This window comes from Pirellulaceae bacterium (assembly GCA_019636385.1).
Taxonomy (GTDB): Bacteria; Planctomycetota; Planctomycetia; order Pirellulales; family Pirellulaceae; genus Aureliella.
Genome location: JAHBXT010000003.1, coordinates 507,500 through 529,228, shown reverse-complemented (window position 1 = coordinate 529,228; position 21,729 = coordinate 507,500). Strand labels below are relative to the sequence as shown.

The 21,729-nt window shown below is 54.3% G+C and carries 15 protein-coding genes; 7 read left to right on the top strand and 8 right to left on the bottom strand.

Going from position 1 to position 21,729, the window contains the following annotated elements; genetic code table 11:
- The first annotated feature begins 149 nt into the window (after nt 1-149).
- The 4 genes from KF752_12810 (at nt 150) to truD (ending at nt 4,130) form a co-directional block, all read left to right on the top strand.
- Complete coding sequence (locus KF752_12810) at nt 150-1,235, top strand: 23S rRNA (adenine(2503)-C(2))-methyltransferase RlmN (protein MBX3422426.1); 1,086 nt, start codon at nt 150-152, stop codon at nt 1,233-1,235.
- Nucleotides 1,236-1,686: 451 nt separating this feature from the next.
- Nucleotides 1,687-2,130, top strand: a complete 444-nt coding sequence (locus KF752_12805) for a RidA family protein (protein ID MBX3422425.1) — start codon at nt 1,687-1,689, stop codon at nt 2,128-2,130.
- A gap of 22 nt (nt 2,131-2,152) precedes the next feature.
- Nucleotides 2,153-2,947 (top strand): crotonase/enoyl-CoA hydratase family protein, encoded by a 795-nt coding sequence (locus tag KF752_12800; GenBank protein ID MBX3422424.1) that lies wholly within the window; start codon nt 2,153-2,155, stop codon nt 2,945-2,947.
- Between the two features lie 4 nt (nt 2,948-2,951).
- Entirely contained in the window at nt 2,952-4,130 is a 1,179-nt protein-coding gene (truD, locus tag KF752_12795; GenBank protein ID MBX3422423.1) for a tRNA pseudouridine(13) synthase TruD, read from the top strand.
- Nucleotides 4,131-4,338: 208 nt separating this feature from the next.
- On the opposite strand, the gene hemW is transcribed toward truD, so the two are convergent.
- Complete coding sequence (gene hemW, locus KF752_12790) at nt 4,339-5,544, bottom strand: radical SAM family heme chaperone HemW (protein MBX3422422.1); 1,206 nt, start codon at nt 5,542-5,544, stop codon at nt 4,339-4,341.
- 160 nt (nt 5,545-5,704) lie between these two features.
- On the bottom strand, nt 5,705-8,416 hold the full coding sequence (gene topA / locus KF752_12785) for a type I DNA topoisomerase (GenBank protein ID MBX3422421.1): 2,712 nt from the start codon (nt 8,414-8,416) through the stop codon (nt 5,705-5,707).
- 287 nt (nt 8,417-8,703) lie between these two features.
- Here topA and KF752_12780 point away from each other — a divergent pair, with 287 nt between their 5' ends.
- From KF752_12780 to KF752_12770, 3 genes are all read left to right on the top strand, one after another.
- On the top strand, nt 8,704-11,154 hold the full coding sequence (locus tag KF752_12780; protein ID MBX3422420.1) for a hypothetical protein: 2,451 nt from the start codon (nt 8,704-8,706) through the stop codon (nt 11,152-11,154).
- Nucleotides 11,155-11,359: 205 nt separating this feature from the next.
- Complete coding sequence (locus KF752_12775) at nt 11,360-13,351, top strand: DUF1592 domain-containing protein (protein ID MBX3422419.1); 1,992 nt, start codon at nt 11,360-11,362, stop codon at nt 13,349-13,351.
- A 147-nt stretch (nt 13,352-13,498) separates the two neighbouring features.
- Nucleotides 13,499-14,872: a DUF1552 domain-containing protein gene (locus tag KF752_12770; protein MBX3422418.1), complete on the top strand. Its 1,374-nt coding sequence runs from the start codon at nt 13,499-13,501 to the stop codon at nt 14,870-14,872.
- Between the two features lie 37 nt (nt 14,873-14,909).
- Here the strand turns inward: KF752_12770 and KF752_12765 are convergent, their stop codons facing one another.
- The 6 genes from KF752_12765 to KF752_12740 form a co-directional block, all read right to left on the bottom strand.
- On the bottom strand, nt 14,910-15,302 hold the full coding sequence (locus KF752_12765; GenBank protein ID MBX3422417.1) for a CoA-binding protein: 393 nt from the start codon (nt 15,300-15,302) through the stop codon (nt 14,910-14,912).
- A gap of 220 nt (nt 15,303-15,522) precedes the next feature.
- Complete coding sequence (locus KF752_12760; protein ID MBX3422416.1) at nt 15,523-16,812, bottom strand: methyltransferase domain-containing protein; 1,290 nt, start codon at nt 16,810-16,812, stop codon at nt 15,523-15,525.
- A gap of 183 nt (nt 16,813-16,995) precedes the next feature.
- On the bottom strand, nt 16,996-18,420 hold the full coding sequence (locus KF752_12755) for a DUF4910 domain-containing protein (protein MBX3422415.1): 1,425 nt from the start codon (nt 18,418-18,420) through the stop codon (nt 16,996-16,998).
- Nucleotides 18,417-19,745 carry a glutamate-1-semialdehyde 2,1-aminomutase gene (locus KF752_12750; protein ID MBX3422414.1) on the bottom strand — a complete coding sequence of 443 codons (1,329 nt, stop codon included), beginning with the start codon at nt 19,743-19,745 and terminating at the stop codon, nt 18,417-18,419. Before KF752_12750 ends, KF752_12755 begins: the two co-directional genes overlap by 4 nt.
- Nucleotides 19,746-19,843: 98 nt before the next feature.
- On the bottom strand, nt 19,844-20,953 hold the full coding sequence (gene rfbG / locus KF752_12745; protein ID MBX3422413.1) for a CDP-glucose 4,6-dehydratase: 1,110 nt from the start codon (nt 20,951-20,953) through the stop codon (nt 19,844-19,846).
- Complete coding sequence (locus tag KF752_12740) at nt 20,950-21,684, bottom strand: class I SAM-dependent methyltransferase (protein MBX3422412.1); 735 nt, start codon at nt 21,682-21,684, stop codon at nt 20,950-20,952. Before KF752_12740 ends, rfbG begins: the two co-directional genes overlap by 4 nt.
- Nucleotides 21,685-21,729 lie beyond the last annotated feature (45 nt).

Genomic DNA, 21,729 nt, shown 5'->3' with positions numbered 1-21,729 from the left:
TCGATAAACATCGTTCTGGCTACTTGCATTGGGTTTCCGTCGAGTCAGGACTGATGCTGTTTCAAGCTAGTCGAATAGAGAGATTCGACTAAACTTCTAGCCTCGCTGGCCCGGCCCGCACACAGCCAAATGCAATTCGACTGACGAGCATGTCTTCACATCCAGTTCAAATTCAAAAACCAGAGCGTCCCAGTCTGCATCAGCCAGAGGCCGTCGAGCAATTTCGGCGTGACCTGCGACTGGATCCCGAACGCGTCCGCAAGTTTCGCTACCTACTGTACCAGCAGCATCGGCCACTGGACCAGGCGCTGGATGCCTTTGGCCAGCCGGCCCGAAGCGTAGCACAGGAGACATTTGACACGCAAGTATTGAAGGTTGTCCAACGATTGGACTCCAGCGTCGATCCATCGGTCAAGCTGATTCTGGAAACGCATGACGGGCACCGCTTGGAAACTGTTCTGATTCGATCGGGACCATCGCGTGCAGCGGTCTGCGTGTCCACGCAAGTTGGCTGTCAAGCCGGCTGCCCCTTTTGCGCAACAGCCAGAATGGGATTGCGCCGCAATTTGACCGCCTCGGAAATTGCTCAGCAGGTTTTGTTGGCAGCACAGATTACCCGCGCCGATAACCGAAGATTACGAAACATCGTCTTCATGGGCATGGGGGAACCGCTGCACAATGAAGCCGAGCTGTACGAGTCGATTCACTGGTTTACCAATCCGCGCATCTTCAATTTACCGCCGCGCAGACTGAGTGTCTCCACTGTCGGTGTACCAGACGCCATGCGACGGCTGATCGATACGTTCCCTGGAATTCAAATGGCCTTCAGTCTACACAGCGCCCGGCCTGAGCTGCGCGCCAAACTAGTACCTTGGTCGCGACGCTACTCGTGGCAAGAAACACAGGAGGCCTTGCGCTATGTTGCTAGTCGGCCCAAGCTACATCGACATCAAGGTCCAGTGATGATCGAGCACATTCTGATCGAGGGTCTGAACGACAGCGATGCCGACGCCGACGCTCTCATTGAATACCTGGACGGTATGTACGTGATGATCAATTTGATTCCTTACAATCCAACCGATTTTGTCCAGAATTGGCAGCCCACATCCCGCGACCGGCGAGGCGAAATTGCCAAACGACTGCGCGAAGCTGGCTTCTTCACGACCATCCGCTATTCGATGGGCTCGGACGTCCAAGCCGCCTGTGGACAACTGGTCCAAAAGTCGTCGTTATAGTATTCGCAGAGTGGGACAAGCGAGGCGGCGAACTATGTTGGATGTTAGCCCTTGATTGGTAGATTGCGTAACTCTGGAACTTGCAATTCAAGCTGGTCCCGCCCTACGCCGGCCCACCACCCGCATGGCAATAATCCGCAGTCTTGCACTGCGGATATTTCAGTTGCTCACTACACAGCGGAGCCCCAGAATGAAAGTCGCCCGTGCCTCGGATTTGCCCCACTAGACAAATCCGAGGCACGGGCGAGAGCTAGTCATTCGCAAGCCTCTTAGCGAGAAGCCGAACGATCCGCCCGTCGCGGGGTTTTGGTGGTGTGAATTTGCTTGGTTTGATTTATGATGGATCGCTGCGCCACCGCGACCTTGCCCTAGCCTACGAAGACTAGCCCCAGCCTATTAAAGATAAATCCCACCTGACCAGAACCATAATCAAACCATGAGGAGTACTGCTGTGAGTCCCGAGATGTTGGCACGCAATCTGGGCATTGAATTTCCTGAACAGAAGCCTGGCTATCTGAACATGTGCATCCGGTCCGGCAATTTGCTGATAACCTCCGGTCATGTCAGCACGCTTAAAGGCGTTCTTGGACAAGACATGACTGTCCAGCAAGGCTACGAAGCCGCTAGAGATTGCGCCATTAAGATTCTTCAGTCCGTGCATTACCAACATGGAACACTCGATGGCCTACGAGTCATCAAGCTGCTAGGCTGTGTGTACTCGGCACCGACCTTTACCGATCAGCATCTGGTCATCAACGGAGCATCGGACCTGTTGCATGAAATTTTTGGCAAGGACGGTGATGGCTATCACGCTCGCAGTGCACTGGGATTTGCCGCTCTACCAACTGGTGCGGCGGTAGAGGTGGAAGCGATTTTCGAAATCAAGAATCCGTAAACTTTACAGCCAAGACTATGCCATGCCCTTACTCGAAACGCTGACACCTCGCGCTGGCGTCGTCCAAATCCAGCTCAACCGGCCTGAGAAGCGCAACGCGCTGAGCTTTCAGCTATTGGGGGAATTGTACGCAGCAGGACGCGCACTGCGACGCCGACGCGACATACGTGCCGTGATCCTTACGGGAGCCGGACCATCGTTCAGCGCTGGCATCGACTTGAGCGATTTGCGCAATCCGAAGAACAAATTCAAAGCCCTGCTGGCACTATTGAGTCCTCGGGCCAACATGTTCCAGAAGGTCTTTCTAGTGTGGCGAGAATTGCCAGTGCCGGTGATTGCGGCAATACATGGGCATTGTTATGGTGCCGCCATGCAGTTGGCTTTAGGAGCGGACTTCCGCATCGCCACGCCAACTGCCGAACTGGCGATTATGGAGGCCAAATGGGGACTGCTGCCCGATATGGCGGCCTCCGTAACTCTGCGAGGACTGGTGGGGCTGGATCGCGCTAAAGAATTGACGATGACAGCTCGCGTCGTTTCGGGACTGGAAGCCCATCAATTGGGATTGGTCAGTCACGTCGACGATGATCCGCTGGAACGTGCCTTGCAACTGGCGGCCGAGATTATGGAACGCTCGCCGGATTCGGTTGCGGGCGTCAAACAATTACTCAACGCCATGCAGTCTAAATCTGAGTACCGCACGTTGGCACTGGAGCGCAAGTGGCAACTGCGTTTGCTGCGCAGCAGGAATTTTGTGCGCGCAGCGAAACGCGCCGCCGACCCGGCTGTCGCCTATGAGCCCCGGCAATGGGATTAGGTCGATGAAGCTGAAATCCTTGCCTGACGACTTTCAGGTTAGCGAAGTCGTCCAGCTGACGACCGGAAATGGCCCGTTTGCACTGTATGAATTGCATAAGCGTTCCTTGGGAACACCAGAAGCGATTCAAGCCGTCTTGCGCAGTTGGAATCTGCCTCGTCAAAAGATCAGCTACGCCGGACTGAAAGATCGCCACGCCACGACAGTTCAGTTCATTACCATCCACCATGGCCCCAAACAAGACTTAACTCAGCGCTCGTTTGAATTGCGCTATGTCGGACAGGTCCAGCGTCCAATTGGCGCCAAGGACATCGTCGCCAATCGCTTTAGCATTCTGATACGCGGAATTGCTCGAGGGCGGCAAGCGGACTTAGCGACGCGACTACACGCCATTCAAAATTTCGGGGTAGTCAACTACTTCGACGACCAACGTTTCGGATCTTTAGGGGTTTCTGGACGCTTCATCGCCGAGCCATGGTGCAAAGGCGACTACGAAGCGGCCTTGTGGCTGGCAATTGCCGAACCCAACTCACATGATCGCCCGCGCGAGCGGCAGCAGAAAGAGATTCTTCGCCAGTCATGGGGACAATGGCCACGCTGCAAGCAAGGACTCGATCGTTCGCACCGTCGCAGCATCGTCACTTATTTGGTCGACCATCCGACCGACTTTCGTAGAGCCATTGGACTATTGCGTAGCGATCTACGCAGTCTGTACGTCGCGGCCTTCCAAAGCGCTCTATGGAACCAGTGGCTCAGCCGAATCATTGCCCAACGCTGCGGCACTTGGGGGCGACACTACCATTCTGCCATTGGAGCATTGGCGCTGCCAAACCTACAGCCTGATACCGGGTGCACGCTAGTTGAGGAGCTACAGTGGCTGAGCGCTTTGCAGTTACCACTTCCGTCCGCCCGCCAACACGATTGGCCACCTGAACTTGTCAGCGTGTTGGACGATGTATTAGCTCAGTACGATTTGCAGAGAAGCCAAATTCGCTTGAAATATCCACGCGACACCTTCTTTTCCAAAGGTCAGCGAAACTGTTGGCTGCGACCGCGTGACCTGCAAAGTCACTGGACTGATGATTCGATCAATCTTGACTGTCTAGCGCTCAGCTTGAGTTTTGACCTACCACGTGGCGCCTACGCCACCATGCTGATCAAGCAATTGCAAACCACATCGTAATGTCTGCCGTAGGGTGGGGCAGACAGAGCGGTGAGCGTCCAGAAAACGTTACATTTGGTTGGTCGTGAAGTACCCGCTGCTCTTCAAACACATACTGATCCCACCCTGTGACGCCCCACCCTTTCATAACTATTGGTGGTGCACTAGTTACCGGTTGAGTCGATGTTTTTGCTTCGTTCCTGCGGTATTTTATGCCATCCTGCGAACGCTACCCGAACAGCCAATCTGGCCATAGGCTGTCGCTGACCACCAGACCGGCGCGAGTTAACCTCAACTGGTTGCCAACCAGCTCTAACCATCCCTGCTCCAAATAGCGACTCAATTGTGGCTCCAGCAACGGCTCGACGGGCTGCCCCCAATCAATGGCTAGCTGCCTGAGGTCGACACCAGCTAACTGCCTCAATCCGAATACCAAACGCTGGCGCAATACCTGTTGGCGATCTAACCATTCTTGTTCTGCAATCGGCGACTGGCCGGACCGAAGGCGTTTGACGTACTGTGTGGTACTGCGGTGATTCGTAGATAAGGCCCACTGTACTTCCAACCGGGCTGTTGCATGTTCATCTATACATTCAGCCCAGTCGCTGGCTAGAAGGCTAGCGGCCCCCGGTCCAAAGGCCAGCCAGGATTGACCGCGCCAATAGGCCACATTGTGACGACACTGAAAACCTGGCAGACAAAAATTGGAGACTTCATAGTGCTGCCACCCGTGGTCGCCAAGCTGATCGAGCGTATGCAAATACATCTCGAGCTGAATTTCGGTGGGCACTTCCGACAATTGCCCGCGCTGTGCAAGTCCATAAAAAGCCGCGCCGCGCTCGATCGTTAAGCCATAGGTGGACAAGTGAGTCAGCGGTAGCTGGAGCGCCTGCACCAAATCCTGCTGCCAGTCCTGCAGCGATTCGCCTGGCGAGGCGAATATGAGATCCAGCGACAGGTTCTCGAAATACTGTGCGGCCAATTCCAAGGCGCCAATTAACTGGCGGCCACTATGATCGCGTTCCAGACGCTGCAGCTTCGGATCGCTGAACGATTGTCCGCCAACACTCAACCGATTGACGCCGCCCTCGCGCAGCAGACCGAGCAACTGTGGCGAGCAATCCAGTGGATTGGCTTCGCAAGAATACTCGCCGCCTGGTTGCACAGGCAACCACTGATTTAACAGCTCAAGCAATCTGCACAGATGCTCGGCTGGCAGATGCGTTGGCGTTCCGCCGCCTACAAACAGGGTTTGCACCGGATGCGGACCATGCAATTGCCGACGGAGTTCCCGCTCAAGGCAGTCCAGATAGGCCGCCATTAAATCATCGCGACCGGCGATCAACGTGAAATTGCAATAGCCACAGCGACGACGGCAAAAGGGCACATGCACATAGACAGATCGGGGGATTGTTTCAATCACATTGCTAAACATTCAGGTAGGCGATGTCTGCCGTACACGTCAGACTCTGCTGGCCAATGTGGCGGGCCGACGCGGGGCGCACTGAATCGGATTTGACCAAACTGTCGACTTCCGCATTTTGGGGACCTAACCCCCGCTTTGCGTCAGGACGGCTTGCCCCGGCCTTACGAGCCTAACTGTCGTTAGCCTTTTTGACAGACTTCTTGGTCGTCTTTTTAGTTGCCTTTTTGGTGCCTTTGTTGGCCGGCGTTTTCTTCTTGGTGGCTCGCTTGGTGCCAGTTGACTCTTTGGCAGCCCCGCCACGTCTAGCAACCTTCTTCTTTCCGCCACCCATTGCAGCTCGCGTCGCCAACAGGTCCAGCGCAGCTTCAAACGTCAATTGACTGGGGTCGGAGTCTTTAGGGACCGTGGCGTTGGTGGTGCCATCGGTGACATAGGCACCAAAGCGACCATCCAAGACCTGTACGATATTTCCGGTGACTGGCGACTCGGCAAAACTTTTGATCGGCTCGCGCTTGGCAGCTCCACGACCACGGGTCTTGGGCTGATTCAACAGCTCGATTGCCTGATCGGCGGTGATGTCCAGAGGCGACAAACCTGTGGGAAGGCTTCGATTCTCGCTGCCGCATTTGATGTATGGCCCAAATTTTCCATTGAGCACCGTGATGGACTCTCCTAGGGTTGGATGTGGCCCCAAATCGCGCGGTAGCGACAACAGCTTTAGGGCCAAAGCCAAGTCAATTTGGTCACCCGTCATTCCGCGCAGCAAACTGGCGTTGCGCTTTTCGGGATCGTCGTTGTCGCCTAACTGAATGTAGGTTCCAAAGCGACCGTTCTTGATGTAGATCGGCTTGCCTGAATCGGGACAATGCCCCAGCGGCTGCTCGGCCTGTGCCGCCCCCTGCAACAGCTCAAGCGCCTTAGCCAGTGTCAATTCGTCGGGTGCCAATCCCTGTGGAATACTGGCCTTGCGATCGCCGTGTTCGATAAATGGTCCGAAACGACCGTCGCGGACAAAGACTTCAGTATCACTGCCGGAATCGGCGGGCTTGCCCAAAGAATAGCGACTGGTGACCTTGGGATCGATTTCTCCCAACTTCGACGCCAGCAGCGGCTTGAGCCCAGCGGCGCTCTCATTGCCAAAATAGAAGTTGCGCAAGTAGTCCAAGTAGTCTCGTTCATCGCGACTAATTTCGTCCAACGATTCTTCCATCTGCGCAGTAAAATCGTAGTCCACTAGCGAGCCGAAATGCTCCTCCAGCATTCGCACGACGGTAAATGCCGTCCAGGTAGGCACGAGTGCGCTGCCCTTCTTGAACACATAGTCGCGATTTTGAATCGTATCGATGATCGATGCATAGGTGCTGGGACGACCAATACCGCGCTCTTCCAAAGTCCGTGTCAACGAGGCTTCGGTATATCGGGCCGGGGGCTGAGTCGTATGCGACTTGGCTTCCAGGCTGCGGCAATCGAGCACCTGGTCAGCCTGCATTTCCGGCAACAGCACCTCCTGTTCGGCCAGGGCCTCTTCGGGATTATCCGTGCCTTCTACATACGCTCGCAGGAATCCTTCAAATTCGATGGTCGTGCCGCTGGCCTGGAACACGGCTCCATCGGCTTCGATAGTCGCGATCACGCGGCGTTTGCGGGCGTCGGCCATCTGGCAGGCGATAGTCCGCTTCCAGATCATATCGAATAATTTGAACTGTTCGTCGTTCAACACACCTCTCACAACACGTGGCAATTCGAACGTATTGCCTGCTGGCCGAATGGCTTCGTGTGCCTCCTGAGCATTCTTGACTTTGGTGGCATAAACGCGAACGCTGTCGTGCAAAAAGCCATCACCGTATTCCTGACGCACCAGTTCGCGAGCCGCTTTGACCGCTTCGTTGGATAACGCGGTCGAGTCGGTACGCATGTAGGTAATATGCCCGTTTTCATACAGATACTGGGCGATTTGCATGGTCCGTCGAGCGGTAAAGCCGAGCTTGCGATTGGCCTCTTGCTGCAGCGTACTTGTGGTGAACGGCGGCTTGGGGCGCTCCGCAAACGGCTTAACTTCCACTGATCGCACATGGAACGGCTTGGCCCGCAATTGATCCGCCAATTCCTGTGCCTGTTGCAGATTCAGCCACAGCAACGCGGGGTCTTTCAGTTGCCCCGTAGCGGGATCGAAATCCTTGCCAGAAGGGATCGATCGACCCTGGTAACTGATCAGAGTTGCGTTAAATGGACTGCTGGACTGTGTAGCCAAGCCTGCCACCAAGTCCGCGTAGGTGGCACTATGGAACGCCATGCGCTCGCGCTCGCGGTCAACGATCAGTCGCACGGCCACACTTTGAACTCGGCCTGCCGACAATTTTGGGCGGACCTTAAACCACAGAATGCGAGAGACGTCAAAACCATACAGACGATCCAGAATTCGCCGTGTTTCTTGAGCCCTCACCAGGGCTTCATCGATTTCCCGCGAGTTCGCCAATGCACTTTGAATGGCTTCACGAGTTATCTCGTGGAAAACCAATCTACGTACTGGCACCTTGGGTTTGAGCACCTCTTGCAGGTGCCAGCTTATGGCCTCACCTTCGCGGTCTTCGTCAGTCGCCAGATACAGGTCTTTGCACTCCTTCAGTTGCTGCTTGAGCTTGGCCACCTGCTTTTTTTTGTCGGCTGGAACCACATAGACCGGCTGGAAATCTTCCTCCGTGTTGACGGCCAGGTAAGCCCAGTCCTTTTTCTTGTATTCGTCTGGCAACTCGGAAGAACGAGGCAAATCTCGAATGTGGCCAATACTGGCTTCCACGACAAATTCTTTGCCTAGGAACTTGGAAATTGTGCGTGCCTTGGCGGGCGATTCGACAATTACAAGGGATTTTCGGTCACTCATCGTTGCCTTGGGTTCAGTGCGCGAGGATGGCGAAAGTTTCAGTTCATTTTTTGAAAATGGCCTGCCAAGGCCAGTTGGTCAAGTGGGGTTAGCGGTTAATTATTTTCCGCGGCAACTTGCTATCGGTGGATTTGGACGTACCTGTTATCCTTGTGTTCCCAGTTTAGAACCATAGAATTGCAGGTTTTCGGTCGCCGCAGCTAGGCCACTGCTGCCGCCGGTTTTCGACAGTGTCGGCCCAAAAACTTAAACTCATTTCGCGCAAAGTCACGTTAGGAATCCGCAGGATGTCGAGCCCTTTTGCAACGTTTCGGAAGAATCGAAGATTTTGGATGGCATTGTTGACGCTATTGGCTGTCATTTCATTTGTTGTCTTGCCAACGATTGATCAGGCCCGACAAGCCCTCCAACGTGACAACTCAGCTGCGGCCGTCTACGTGCGATGGAACGGCGGCCGACTGACCGTGGGTGAATTGCAGAATGCAATGTCGCAACGTCGACAATTGATGGACTTTCTGGAAGCACTGGCTGAAAAAGTCATTGAAAAAGGTGGAGAACCAGCAGTTCCGTTTTTCTCGCGAGCGGCTGACGGCAAAATCACCAGTTTGGGGATCGACACGAATGTGAGTCCTGAGCGCATTGCCTTCACGCGAATCATTGCCTCGAAGGCGAGCCAAATGGGAATCGAATTCGACGATCTTTCGGCTGATGAATATCTCAAGGCCTATATTGACGGCCAAATCACGGACGCCGAATTCAACGAAATTCTAAAGTCGAGCACCAACGGCTTGACCATCTTTAATATCCGCGAGCTACTCAAGCAAGAATTGGCCTTCGTAGTAGCGCAAAGCGTAGCAGTTGAAGGCGTCAACGCCATGCCGCCCGGCAAGACATGGATGGATTTTTTGAAACTGACCCAGACCGTCAAAGTTGAAGCCTATCCAGTCGAAGTCAACAGTTTCATGGACAAGGTGACCGGTCAGCCTAGCGAATCTGAGATTCAGGCCCTTTACGATCAAGGCCATCAGCGGCCATTCGACCCGAACTCCTTTCAGCCCGGCTTTCTTCGTCCCGAACAAGCGAATATCGAGTACATCGAGTTTCGATTCAAAGACTTTGTTGATCGCGAGAAAGCCAAGTTAACCGAAGAGGAGATTCGCGCCGAGTACGATCGCATGGTCTCACTGGGACAACTGCGCGTTCCGGAAAACCAGCCTCCGAAGGATCCGTCCGATGAACAGGCTGCTCAGCCCACTGCTGATGCCCCAGCAACAGATCCAGCAGCTCCCGCCGAGAGCGCGCCGGCTGCCCCAAGCGACCCGAACGAGCAGTCGGCGGCGACTCCAGCCAGCGATACTTCGGACGCTCAGGCTCCGCTCAATCCACAAGCCGATGCACCAGCTTCAACTGACGAGACTCCTACGGAACCATCCGCACCCGAGGCTCCACAACCAGCGGGCGATCCTCAGGGGGCAAAGCTGCGCAAGTCTGCAGTGCGATTGGTAAGTCTTTCGCAAGAGGAATCTACCCCTGCGACCGATGCATCCGCCAGCCCTGAGCAACCCCCAGCGTCAACATCCAATTCGTCAGATCAACCACTAGCCGAGAGTCCAGCATCAGTTTCGACCGATCAGGCTCCGGCTGCTGCTCCATCGACTGCTGAAGGCGAAGTTCCTCAGGCAACCGCCTCGACTGCAACCGTCGCTGACAGCAGTCCCGAAAGCGACGCGGAGCAAGGCATCGCGACTGCCGAGCCAACTCAGCCAGCGATGCGAACTCAGACCTTTGAAGAGGCCAAGGACGAAGTGGCCACAAGTTTGGCTCGCACGAAATCGTCGCCAATTTTCGAAGCATTGGATGCACAACTTAAGCAGCTCATGAGGGACTTCAACCTCAAGTATCGCCAGTATGTGACGCTTCGAAACAACAGCAATGGTGCCAATGTAGATTTGGCAATGCCTTCAAAGCCTGACCTCAGGAAATTTGCCGAAGATAATCAGCTCAAATATGGCGAAACGGGCTTGAGTGATCGCAACCAGCTTGCAGCGACGCCGTTAGGCAGTAGCAGTCTGTTTCGAGAAGGTCGCTCGCTGGGAAATGTGGCCAATGTCATTCCCTCGGTGTCTATCGAACTGTTTGAGCCCATGGATAGCGTCTACTTTTCTCCAGAAGGATCCGAGTACATTCAATTCTGTTTCTGGAAAATCGATTCCCGGCCTCAATCAATTCCGTCGCTGGAAGAAGCGCGTGGCGACGTGATTGCCGCTTGGCAGCGGGGCAAGGCCCAAGTATTGGCCGAGACGGCAGCCCAGGAGATGTCGCGTAAGGTTGGCGATCCCGACGACCCTTGGAAGTCAGCATTGGCCGGCATGTCTCGCTCACTGGTCATCACCACAGACCACTTTCCATGGCTAACCCGCATGGGCAACAATATCGTGCCATCCACCATTCCCAACTTGGATCGCACCGGCTATGAGTTCATGCAAAGAGTGTTTACGACCGAGGTCGGCCGTACCGGCGTCGCTGCCAATAATCCAAAGAGCATCTACTATGTCTATCGCGTGGTCGAACGCGCTCCGGATATGGCAGAATTGCGGCAGCGCTTCGAATCCGATCCGACCAAACAAGGGGCAGCCATGATTGCAAACATGGAATTGTCGAATTGGGGTCAAACTTGGTTAAGCCGGATCATTACCGAGCTGGACGTCCAGTTCAGCAACGACGTGTCAGCCTTGTAAGATTTCTAGTAACCTAGTGTGGGACCGGCGGGGTACGACACGCTGGGACCGGGCCCCTGGAATCAAGATCACTGTGCAGCATGTCCTGAAAATGCTAAGAGCAGAAGAGGTCGCTTAAGAACAAGTGATCGCTTAGAAACGATGGGCATGGCGTCGCGCCAGCTCCCGTCACTTCGACGAACAAAATTGGGCGCCAACGGTTACCATGACGGTCTGGAAGATAAACAGCGGTTGGGGGCAGCCTGCGACGTCATGCTGCACATGGCTGACCGCTTTGTGCGTTCTCTTAAGCCCAGGCGCGTCATCGGTCTTCTGCCAACAGACCGCTTCCGAAGTGGAAACAGCTGCGACCACACCCCTGGAATCTGAGCAAGCAGCGATCGCCTTTCTAAATGATTACTGCCTGGACTGCCACGCAGCCAACGATCCACAAGCCGGCTTGAATCTCGCAGGCTTTTCGTCGGCAGCTCAGATCGCCAGCGATGTAAGTACCTGGAAAAAGGTGGCTCACCGCGTCCACGATAGCTTGATGCCTCCGGTGGACAGCCAGCAACCGTCCACACAACAGCGTAAGGAGTTTGTGCGATGGCTGCGACAGACGATGACCGACAGTATCTGCGGAGGGCCAATTGACCCCGGACCACCGCGTTCGCGTCGCCTGTCCCGATTCGAGTACTCCAATTCTGTCCGTGATCTACTAGGCATTCCTGTCAACTTCAGCGCGCTATTGCCTGACGAGGGGGCTGGCGGCGAAGGATTTGACAACGCCGCAGAAACGCTTTTCATTTCTGCGACGCATGCAGAGAAGTACATTGCCGCCGCGCGTGTCGCTCTGGATTACGCCGTCAAAGATCCGCCAACTCGCCAGGCCTTGCTGGTTGCCTTTCCAACAGCAGATCGAACCGCTGACGAAGCCGCCAGAGAGGTGCTGCAACGCTTTCTCCCACGCGCCTTTCGCCGCCCGGTGGCGGACATTGAAGTTGACGAATATTTGCAACTGTTCCGTGACGCAATCAACGACTCGGTCGACTACATGACGGCTATTCAATACTGCCTTGAGGCCGCGCTCGTCTCGCCGAAGTTCCTTTTCTTGAATGAAGCTCCGTGCAACGATGATCAAATGCAACCGGTGGCAGACTACGAAATGGCGTCGCGGCTATCGTATTTTCTATGGGGCACCATGCCCGACGCTGAATTGCTGCAACTGGCACAGCAGGGGCAGTTGCATGATTCGACAGTATTGCGACAACAGGTTTCTCGCATGTTGCACAGTCCGCTGAGAGATGATGGCATTCGTCCCGGCGCGCGAGTGCGCGACTTTGTTTCCAATTTCGTCGAGCAATGGCTGGGGACTCGGGCACTGGGTCGTGAGTTCCAACCTGATCCGTCGATCGCCCGTCGTTTCGATTCCGAACTGGTCGGAGCGATGAAATACGAGCCGATACTGTTCATGGAAGAGCTGCTGTCCGAGAATCGATCGCTGTTAGAAATAGTCGATGCCGACTTTACCTACGTCAATCGGCAATTGGCTCGACACTATCGCGTGTCAGGCGAATTTCGCGAACAGCCCAAGCGAGTCAGCTTGACGGTAGATGACAAGCGCGGTGGCGTGTTGGCTATGGGCGCGGTGCTGGCCATATCTTCGCTGCCACACCGTACCAGCCCGGTGTTGCGTGGAAAGTGGATCCTTGAATCGCTTTTGGGAACGCCTCCGCCGCCGCCCCCTCCCGGCGTGCCTCCGCTCGAATCACCGGCAGGGGAAGTCGAGAAGCCGACGACTTTGCGCGAGCGGTTGGAACGGCATCGGGCAGATCCCGCCTGTGCCGGGTGCCATAATATGATGGACCCGTTGGGGTTTGGCTTGGAGAACTACGATGTGCTTGGACGATGGAGAACCAAGATCGACGATCACGACCCCGTGGACGCTCGTGGACAGCTAGCCGACGGCCAACAATTCGATGGGCCGGTGCAGCTGAAACAGGTGTTGATGGAACGCAAGCAGCAGATCGCCCGCAATTTCACTTCGAAAATGCTGGGATACGCCTTGTCACGTCAACTGACCGATCACGACCATTGTACGGTCGAGTCGATTGTCGCGCGGCTGGAGGCTGACGACTACAAAATGCAGACTTTGGTGTTCGAAATCGTCACCAGCCTGCCGTTTCGATATAAAATGAACAGTTCCTCAGCGCGGTAGATGGATCGGTTATTTGTCGCGTGACGATACAGTCGTAGAAACACCATTTGACGTGTACTATCTGGGTTAGCATGTACTTTCTGGGCCTCTAGCTTCGAGACTTCAATGACAGGCAAACGAAGAATTCGGCCGACACCATCACCGGCCATGAAGTTCGCTTCAGGACGCTTACAACTTTCCCGTCGATGTTTATTGCGTGGCTTAGGGGTTTCTCTGGCGCTGCCCTGGCTAGAAGCGATGCAGGGCTCCCATGGTCCCAGCCGAACGATGGCCGCTGAAGCCGAAAGTGCGTCAACCGCACCAGTTCGCATGGCGGTACTGTATGTCCCGAACGGCGTTCGGCAGGATACCTGGACCCCAATAGGTGAAGGTACTGAGTTTGAGCTGTCTCCGACGCTTGAGCCTCTCCAGGAATTCAAAGATCAACTCCTGGTACTAACTAACTTGTGGAATCAAGGCAGCAAGTTTGGTGACGGTCATTACGTGAAAACATCGGGCTTCTTAACCTGCACCACGATCTCTAAATCGCTTGGCATTGACGTAAGTTGTAATGGCGTTTCTATGGATCAGGTTGCCGCTGCGGCGGTTGGTCATCAGACTCCCATTCCATCCTTGGAACTGGGAATTGACCCGGTGACAACGGGAGTCGATACGAACGTGGGCTACACGCGCGTCTACGGATCACACATTGCATGGAGTGGCCCGACCAGCCCGCTGCCTCGCGAACTTAATCCGCATTTGGTCTTTGAGCGGCTTTTTCGAGCGTCGCAACCCAATAGTCAGGCGGCCAAACGCGATCAATTGTTGCTGGATCGCGTTTTGGGCGATGCCCACCACCTGCGGCAGCAACTGGGTAGCGGGGATCGACAGCGTATCGACGAGTACTTGCAATCTGTGCGATCCATCGAACAACGCTTGCAAAATTTTCAACGCAACGCAGGTCAGCCCTGGCGACCACTGGCACCGTTGGACCCTGCGCAGCGACCAGCTGAACAGCCGCCCGAAGTACACATCGACCATGTGCGATTGATGCTGGACATGATTGCGTTGGCATTCCAAACTGACTCAACGCGGATTGCAACCTTCATGTTTGGTAACGCCGTTAGCGGGCGGAATTTTTCATTCCTGGAAGGCGTCACCGGTGGCCACCACGATATCTCGCACCATCAAAACGAAGAAGCCAAACTTCGCGAGTATCAGATCATCAATCGCTGGCATGTCGCCCAGTATGCATATCTCCTGCAACGGCTGCAGTCGATGCCTGAAGGCGAGGGCACAGTGCTGGATAACTGCATGATCCTATATGGCTCGGGGCTTCGCGATGGCAATAGCCACAATCCACGCAATCTGCCAATTGTCGTTGCTGGCCGTGCAGGCGGAAGAATTGCCACGGGCAGACATGTGAGCTACGCCCCAGATACACCACTGGCCAATCTTTACACCGCCATGCTCAACGCAATTGGATGTCCCCTCAACTCCTTCGCAGACAGCACCGAACTGCTGCCCGGCGTGCTGAGTTAGTGCTGTTAAACTTGCACTTACCGGAGTCCACTGGCGATTACCGCTTGGCAGCCAATGCAACCAGGATGCAACTGCCGTCGTCGATGACGTTTAGCCCGGCGGTCCGGGCGGCTTGGCTGGCTTGGGCATCTTCTGCGCCTGGCTGCATCCAGATCTGCCGGACGCCCAGAGCGATGGCATCTTCTACCACTTTCCGTGTAACCTGTGGCGGAGTGATGATCGACAACGCCTCAGGCACCTCTGGTAGATCAGCCAAAGAAGCGTACGCCGGCACGCCTTCTACGTGATCTGCTGTAGGATTCAGCGGATAGACTGTATCACTCCATCGCCGGAGTGCCAACAAGACTTTATTGCCGTATTTGGACCTGTCGGTAGAAGCTCCCGCGACCGCAAAGCTGGCCGCATCAAGAAATTGGTCGATTCGATTCACATTTTGCCTTTCAATCACTCGGCGGAGATATAAAGTCGCGCACTCTTGTTCAGGCAAATGTTACGCATCCCGCCAAATGTTGACCAGCTCGCCAAGGCTACTAAATCGGAAAGCTTCACGACCCTGGCGGGTATGGCTCGCAGAATAAGCGCAGACCAGACCACTGACGCTTTGGGAGACTTGCGGCCTGCGCTAACTATTCTGTACGAACTACCAATCTCTACGACGGATCGAGTATCACCGCTTCGGGAATGGGAAGTACGAATTTGCCGCCCCACTCGCGAATATAGCTGAGTTGCTGCATGATCTCGTCTTTAAGATTCCACGGCAGAACGACGACGTAATCGGGGCGTGTCTCCCGAATTTTTTCGGTTGGGAATACCGGAATTCGAACACCTGGCATGAATCTGCCGTGTTTGTAAGGATTTCGATCAACGGTGTAGGCAATCAGGTCTTCGCGAATGCCGCAATAATTCAAGAGGGTGGCCGCCTTTCCAGGAGCTCCATAACCGGCAACCTGTTTTCCTTCCCGCCGCAATCGAATCAACAGATCCAGCAGCTTGTGTTTGGTTTGGATCACCTTTTCACCAAACTCACGATAAACGGCCAGATCACCATAGCCCATTTCCAATTCCCGTCGACGAAGGTCTGTCACGTGCTGTGAAACCGGTTTTGAATCATCCTCAGCATGACGTGCATAAATACGTAGTGAGCCGCCATGCGTCGGAATTTCGTCCACATCGAAGAGCGTTAGTCCATGGGCTGCAAAGACTTTTTCGATCGTGTGAAACGACAAATAGCAATAGTGCTCCTGATACATGGAATCGAATTGGTTGCCTTCCATCGTGGTGACCAGATGCGGAAATTCCATTGTATTGACTCCCCGGTCGGCCAGTAGAACCTTGATTCCGCCTACAAAGTCGTTGAGATCAGGCACGTGTGCCAATACGTTATTGCCGATCAACAAGTCCGCGCGACAGCCTTGCTCGCGTAGCTCGGTTGCCGTTTTGACGCCGAAAAACTTGCAGAGTGTGCGGATGCCTTTTTCAATTGCAACCGCCGCACAGTTTTCGGCTGGCTCGATCCCCAGCACCGGAATGGCCTGTTCGACGAAGTACTGTAGCAAGTAGCCGTCATTGCTGGCCAGTTCCACGACTTGGCTGTGGCTACCTAATTTCCATCTGTCGATGGCCTGATGGGCGTAGCGTTTGGCGTGCGCCAACCAAGAGTCCGAATACGATGAGAAATAGGCATACTCGCCACCGAAGATCTCCTCACCGCTGACGTATTCGTTGACTTGCACCAAGAAACACTTATGGCAGACATACACATGCAGTGGATAGAAAGGCTCCATCTTGTTCAGATCAGAAGCCGCCAGCCAACTTTCGCACAATGGTGAGACTCCGAGATCAACACAAGTTTCGCGCAGTTGCTCGCCGCAAAACCGGCACCCCTGAATGGGTTTTAAAGACGTGGTCGAAGAGGTAGGCAGGCAGTTAGCTGTGTTCATAGTCTCGTTGGATCTGAAATGGACCAAAAGGGGACTGAGCTGTGCTCGAGTTCCGGAGGCTGGGTGAATTGAAACGTGGGAGCGATGCCGAGCTGGTCATGAACACCAGATTTTCGATTCCAGGTCAGTAGTACTCTGGAGCCGATCGGTCGATTTTCAATTGTGCTTAGCATCTTGGCGAGTTCAATTGATTTTGGTCAATAAATTGCAGTCGCTTAGTTTTTCAATGGCTCGTCGAAGCAACTGAGCATCAAGACCGCTACGAACAACAATATCGTCAAACGTGTGCTTGCCGTCAGATAGATTCAAGGCCCATAAAACAGCTTGCTGGAATGCCATGTTCTGCACCTGCCCGTAGCCTTTATACAGTCCGTAGCGATCTAATTTGGGCTCGCCAAAGGGATGCAGGTTTACATAGACGTCACTGCCCGAAATTGATTTGCCTGCACTACTGGAAGATGATTCTGCCACGGACTGGGCTGCGTGTATGTTTTCCGATTTCCGCGGGAACGACTTGGCGAACTCGGAGATAATCCAACACAGCACTTGCAAAGATTGACTCAGGTAGCCCGGCTGAATCAGGTTTAGGTCATCGGCAGAAGTATGATACTGTGGATACGCACCTTCTGGCGATCGCGTGAACCGTCCAATAGGAAGATCAAATCCCGGCGAGCAGAACTGGCGTTCATCATACCCCCAGGGTACAAAATCTCGCAGCCGTGCGCCAACCGTCAGGCGTTTCAAGACCAAGTTGACCGTTTGGTCAATCAAGGCCGTTCGCTGACGGCTGGATTTGTAAGTAAAGGCTCCTGAATCCCCCAGATTAGAAAGCACCAAACCACCGCAGATGCGCGAAACGTTTTCACGATTCTGATCGAGCCAGGCGATTGCTCCGATGGTCGCCGGTATGAACAAAAATCGAAACGAAAATGGCAATTGGGGCAGGGCGGCCAAGCGTCGAGCCAATTCCGTGGCGATCACGATTCCGGATAGATTATCGTTGGCCAAAGAAGGGTGACAGATATGTGTTGAGATCAGAAACTCTTCGGACCGCTGACCTGCAAGAAATACTTCGCCCCATTCAAGGTGCCCTGGCTTTTGCTGCGCGTCAATCAATGCGCGGAACGTACCCGCTGGTGGGTCGCTCTCCAGACTTTCCCAATCTCGATGACTCAAACAAAATCCCCATCGCGTTTGGAAATGGGCCGTCCGATAGGGAATCCAGTCGGGATGTTCTGGTAGCGTATACAGGAATGGCTTCAACTCTGGCCAGGAAAGCTGTTCATCCACGCCAACACTGTAACTGACTACATGCAGATTCGATTTGGCCAGCTGGATTACTTTGTGACCGGCCGGATGCTGCACATAGGCGTCACGAAGCTCCCATTCACTGGGCACTTCCCAATCCAGAACCGGAAGTCCTGTCGGAAGCCGCCGCACCTCCAGCGGGATGCGTTGCGCAATTGCGGTCAATGTGGAACGCACGCCGGCACCGGTGATCGCTCGATGAAAAGGAAACAGCTCCGCAGCAAACTGCTGCATTGACTGACCTGCTACCCGCGAATCAGCTACTTCCAGCATCAAGTTGCCCGTTGAATCTACCGTCATTTCGTGTGGGGCTGAGGATGATTGAAGCGGCGATAAACCACCTGCGAAGGCTTGCCCACTAAGTAATTCTGCGGTCCATTTTCTAATGCCTGCCGGTAGACCACCAGTGCCTCATTCATGGCGTCCAGAGTCCGATCAATGTCTTCCTCGGAATGCGTGTAACTGACTACCAGCGTCGTCATTAAGATGCCACGTTTGATCGTCTCCTGCAGAAACAGCGAACGCATTAACTGGGAAGGCTGAAGTTCAGCGTCCAGTGTTGAGAACACCAGGCAACATGGCCGACCGATGATCTGAATGTGATCGGACAAGCCATGACTGGCGATGATTTGTGTGCCCTCTTCCTGCAATCGACGCCCACGAGCATAAAGCGTCTCGATCACCGGTTCGCGTTTATAAAACTCAATGGTCGCGATTGCCGCGGCCAAGCCATGCGTTTCTGCTCCGTGTGTCGTCGAGAGCAGGAAAACCCGTTCGCGGTCATGGTGCATCCCACCCAGTTCCATAAATCTCCGTTTACCGGTCAGTGCAGACACCGAAAAGCCATTTCCAAGTGCTTTGCCCCAGCATGACAGATCGGGATCGACCCCATATTCGGCCTGGCCGCCTGCGCGATGCCAGCGGAAGCCTGTAATCATCTCGTCAATGATGAATAAACTGCCCTGCTGATGACACAAATCGCGAACCTGATTCAGGAAATCGCTGTGCGGTTCGTCGTATTTGGCCGGTTCCATAATTAGCCCGGCAATTCGGTTGGGATGCTCGGCAAACAGGCGATGAACACTCTGAATGTCGTTGTAACCAAATGTTACTGTCAAATCTTTGACGCATTGTGGAATGCCAGCATCCAGTGGGGTCGTACCGATGAACCAGTCATTGGTTGCAAAGAAGGGTTGGTCATGGCAGCAGGCCACCAGATCGCGCCCTGTCCAGGCACGTGCCAGCTTCAAGGCAGCGGTAGTGGCGTCCGAGCCATCCTTGCAGAACTTGACCATTTCAGCGGTTGGAATCAAATCCAACATGGCTTCGGCAGCCTCCACTTCGATCACCGATGGCCGCGTGAAGTTGACTCCCTTTGCCAACTCACGCTTGACGGCATCCAAGACTGCCGGAAAGGCGTGCCCCAAGGCCACGCAGCGATTGCCTTGTCCGTACTCAATGTACTGGTTGCCGTCGACATCCCAGACATGCGAACCCGATCCACGAACGACAAATCCAGGAGAAAGTTCCGGATACTGATCGTCGCCTTTGGCGTAGGTATGACATCCCCCCGGAATTATCTGATGAGCGCGCCGACGAAGCTGATTGGAATATTCGAAGTTCATGGCATCCAGTTACAAATCCGAAAAGGATGATGGTGGGATGGGGTGAGGATACAGCAAGTTACGTCCGATCAAATCAAACTGGCTTGCTCTGTTGAAGACTAACGCGCCATACGATTTCGCAGGAGCGATTCGTATTCTTCAATCTGTTTTAGACTGGTCTCTTGCATCGAAGCCGTACCGCGTTGTTGTTGAGTTCGATACCAATGCGCGGTCTGCCGAATGGTTTCACGAACGTCCCAGCCGGGCTTCCAGCCCAGGTTCCACAGCGCCTTGTCGATCGACAGCCGCAGAATACCAGCCTCTCTGGGCGCGTGAGGATCGCCAACATCAATCCATGAGCCTGACCCCCAGGCTTGAATGAACAGATCGACTACTTCGCGAACTGGAATCTCGTTGCCCGGCAGCGGCCCTATATTCCAGCCACTGCAGTACATCGGATCATCGCTGGACATAAGTTCTGCCGCCAGTGTCAGGTATCCGCTTAACGCTTGCAGCACATGCTGCCAGGGTCGAAAGGCCCCCGGACTGCGAATCGTAATTGGCTGGTTCACGGAGAGTGCTTTGACGACATCCACAATCAGCGCGTCCGGCGTCCAATCACCTCCGCCGATCACATTTCCAGCCCGGGCACTGGAAATCTTGATTCCATGTTGGCTAATCTTATCCACTGGAAAAAACGAGTCGCGGTAGGAACGAATGACCAGTTCGGCGGCACCTTTACTGCCACCATACGGATCGTGATCGCCCATTGCGTCGATCTCTCGATAGCCCCAGGTCTGCTCGCGATTCTCATAACACTTGTCGCTGGTTACCAACACAGCACTGCAAGGTTCATTCCTCAGCCGAATGGCTTCCAGAACACTAGCAGTTCCCATCACGTTGGTCGAGAACGTTTCCAACGGTTCGCGATAGCCCTGACGTACAATGGATTGGGCAGCCAAATGCAGAATCAGGTCAGGTTGACAACTGCTGATGGCCCGCAGCACGGCATCTGTGTTGCGCACATCTTCGATGTAATGATGTTCCAACACGTCCGCAATGCGGCTTTGCGTGAAGTGGTTCGGATCCGTCGGTGGTTCCCAGGCGAGGCCGGTTACCTTGGCTCCCAGACGAGCCAACCACAGGCACAACCAGGAACCTTTGAATCCGGTATGACCAGTGACCAATACCGACTTACCCTTAAAAATTCCGTTCAACACCGGTCTCATGGCTGGCTCTCCGAAGCTGGTATTTCAGCAGTATAAACTAAACTCCGAATGTGGGTCCAATAGCCTGTCGGCAAGTCAGCCTCCAGACGTAACCAGGGAACTTGAGTCATTGGGTTTTCATCTTCAAGCGGTTGCAGATATATCAATTTCAACGTTCGCGGAAACTTCTCTAGTGAGCGTTTGATTTGCTCCAGGGTTTGCCACAGCACCGTACCGGTGAAGGAATTGAACAAAAAAATGTGATTGATGTCAGCCGGTACTTCGAATTGAGTCGCATCCTGCTCAATGATCTCTACCTGCTCAGCGCGAAACCTCCCCTGAGATCTCAGGCGCCGCAACATCTCGTTTCCCACTCGCGCTAGACTCTGACTGAACTCGATTCCCATTACAGTTCCGTAGGGTTGCATACCAGCCAAAATGACGGCCCGGCCCATGCCGCAACCATAGTCGAGAAATCCGTCGGCTCTGGTAATGGGCTGCAAATAATCCATGATCTGATCGAAGCAGCGATAGTCGATAGGCTCGTAGCCAAGTTGTTCCCCTTCCGTTTCCACAACGATGCCATGCGCGAATTCGCTGGTATTTGCCCCCAAGCGCCATTCGCGATAACGCCATTGAAACTGATACCAGACCCAGCCACAAGCATCGCCCAATCCGCGCTGTCGCAGACGAACCATCCACTTCTGTGGAGCAGCGCACAGTTTTTCAACCAGGGACCTGCGGACAGTCATTAGCCGTTTTCCGGTTGGATAGTATTGTTTGAGTCAAGCGGGTGT

Coding starts and splice junctions, on each gene's coding strand:
- topA (MBX3422421.1), bottom strand. CDS start 8,416: ATGAGTGACCGAAAATCCCTTGTAATTGTCGAATCGCCCGCCAAGGCA.
- KF752_12755 (MBX3422415.1), bottom strand. CDS start 18,420: ATGACGGTAGATTCAACGGGCAACTTGATGCTGGAAGTAGCTGATTCG.
- KF752_12810 (MBX3422426.1), top strand. CDS start 150: ATGTCTTCACATCCAGTTCAAATTCAAAAACCAGAGCGTCCCAGTCTG.
- KF752_12740 (MBX3422412.1), bottom strand. CDS start 21,684: ATGACTGTCCGCAGGTCCCTGGTTGAAAAACTGTGCGCTGCTCCACAG.
- KF752_12770 (MBX3422418.1), top strand. CDS start 13,499: ATGAAGTTCGCTTCAGGACGCTTACAACTTTCCCGTCGATGTTTATTG.
- KF752_12760 (MBX3422416.1), bottom strand. CDS start 16,812: ATGAACACAGCTAACTGCCTGCCTACCTCTTCGACCACGTCTTTAAAA.
- rfbG (MBX3422413.1), bottom strand. CDS start 20,953: ATGAGACCGGTGTTGAACGGAATTTTTAAGGGTAAGTCGGTATTGGTC.
- KF752_12750 (MBX3422414.1), bottom strand. CDS start 19,745: ATGAACTTCGAATATTCCAATCAGCTTCGTCGGCGCGCTCATCAGATA.
- hemW (MBX3422422.1), bottom strand. CDS start 5,544: ATGTTTAGCAATGTGATTGAAACAATCCCCCGATCTGTCTATGTGCAT.
- KF752_12800 (MBX3422424.1), top strand. CDS start 2,153: ATGCCCTTACTCGAAACGCTGACACCTCGCGCTGGCGTCGTCCAAATC.
- KF752_12775 (MBX3422419.1), top strand. CDS start 11,360: ATGACGGTCTGGAAGATAAACAGCGGTTGGGGGCAGCCTGCGACGTCA.
- KF752_12780 (MBX3422420.1), top strand. CDS start 8,704: ATGTCGAGCCCTTTTGCAACGTTTCGGAAGAATCGAAGATTTTGGATG.
- truD (MBX3422423.1), top strand. CDS start 2,952: ATGAAGCTGAAATCCTTGCCTGACGACTTTCAGGTTAGCGAAGTCGTC.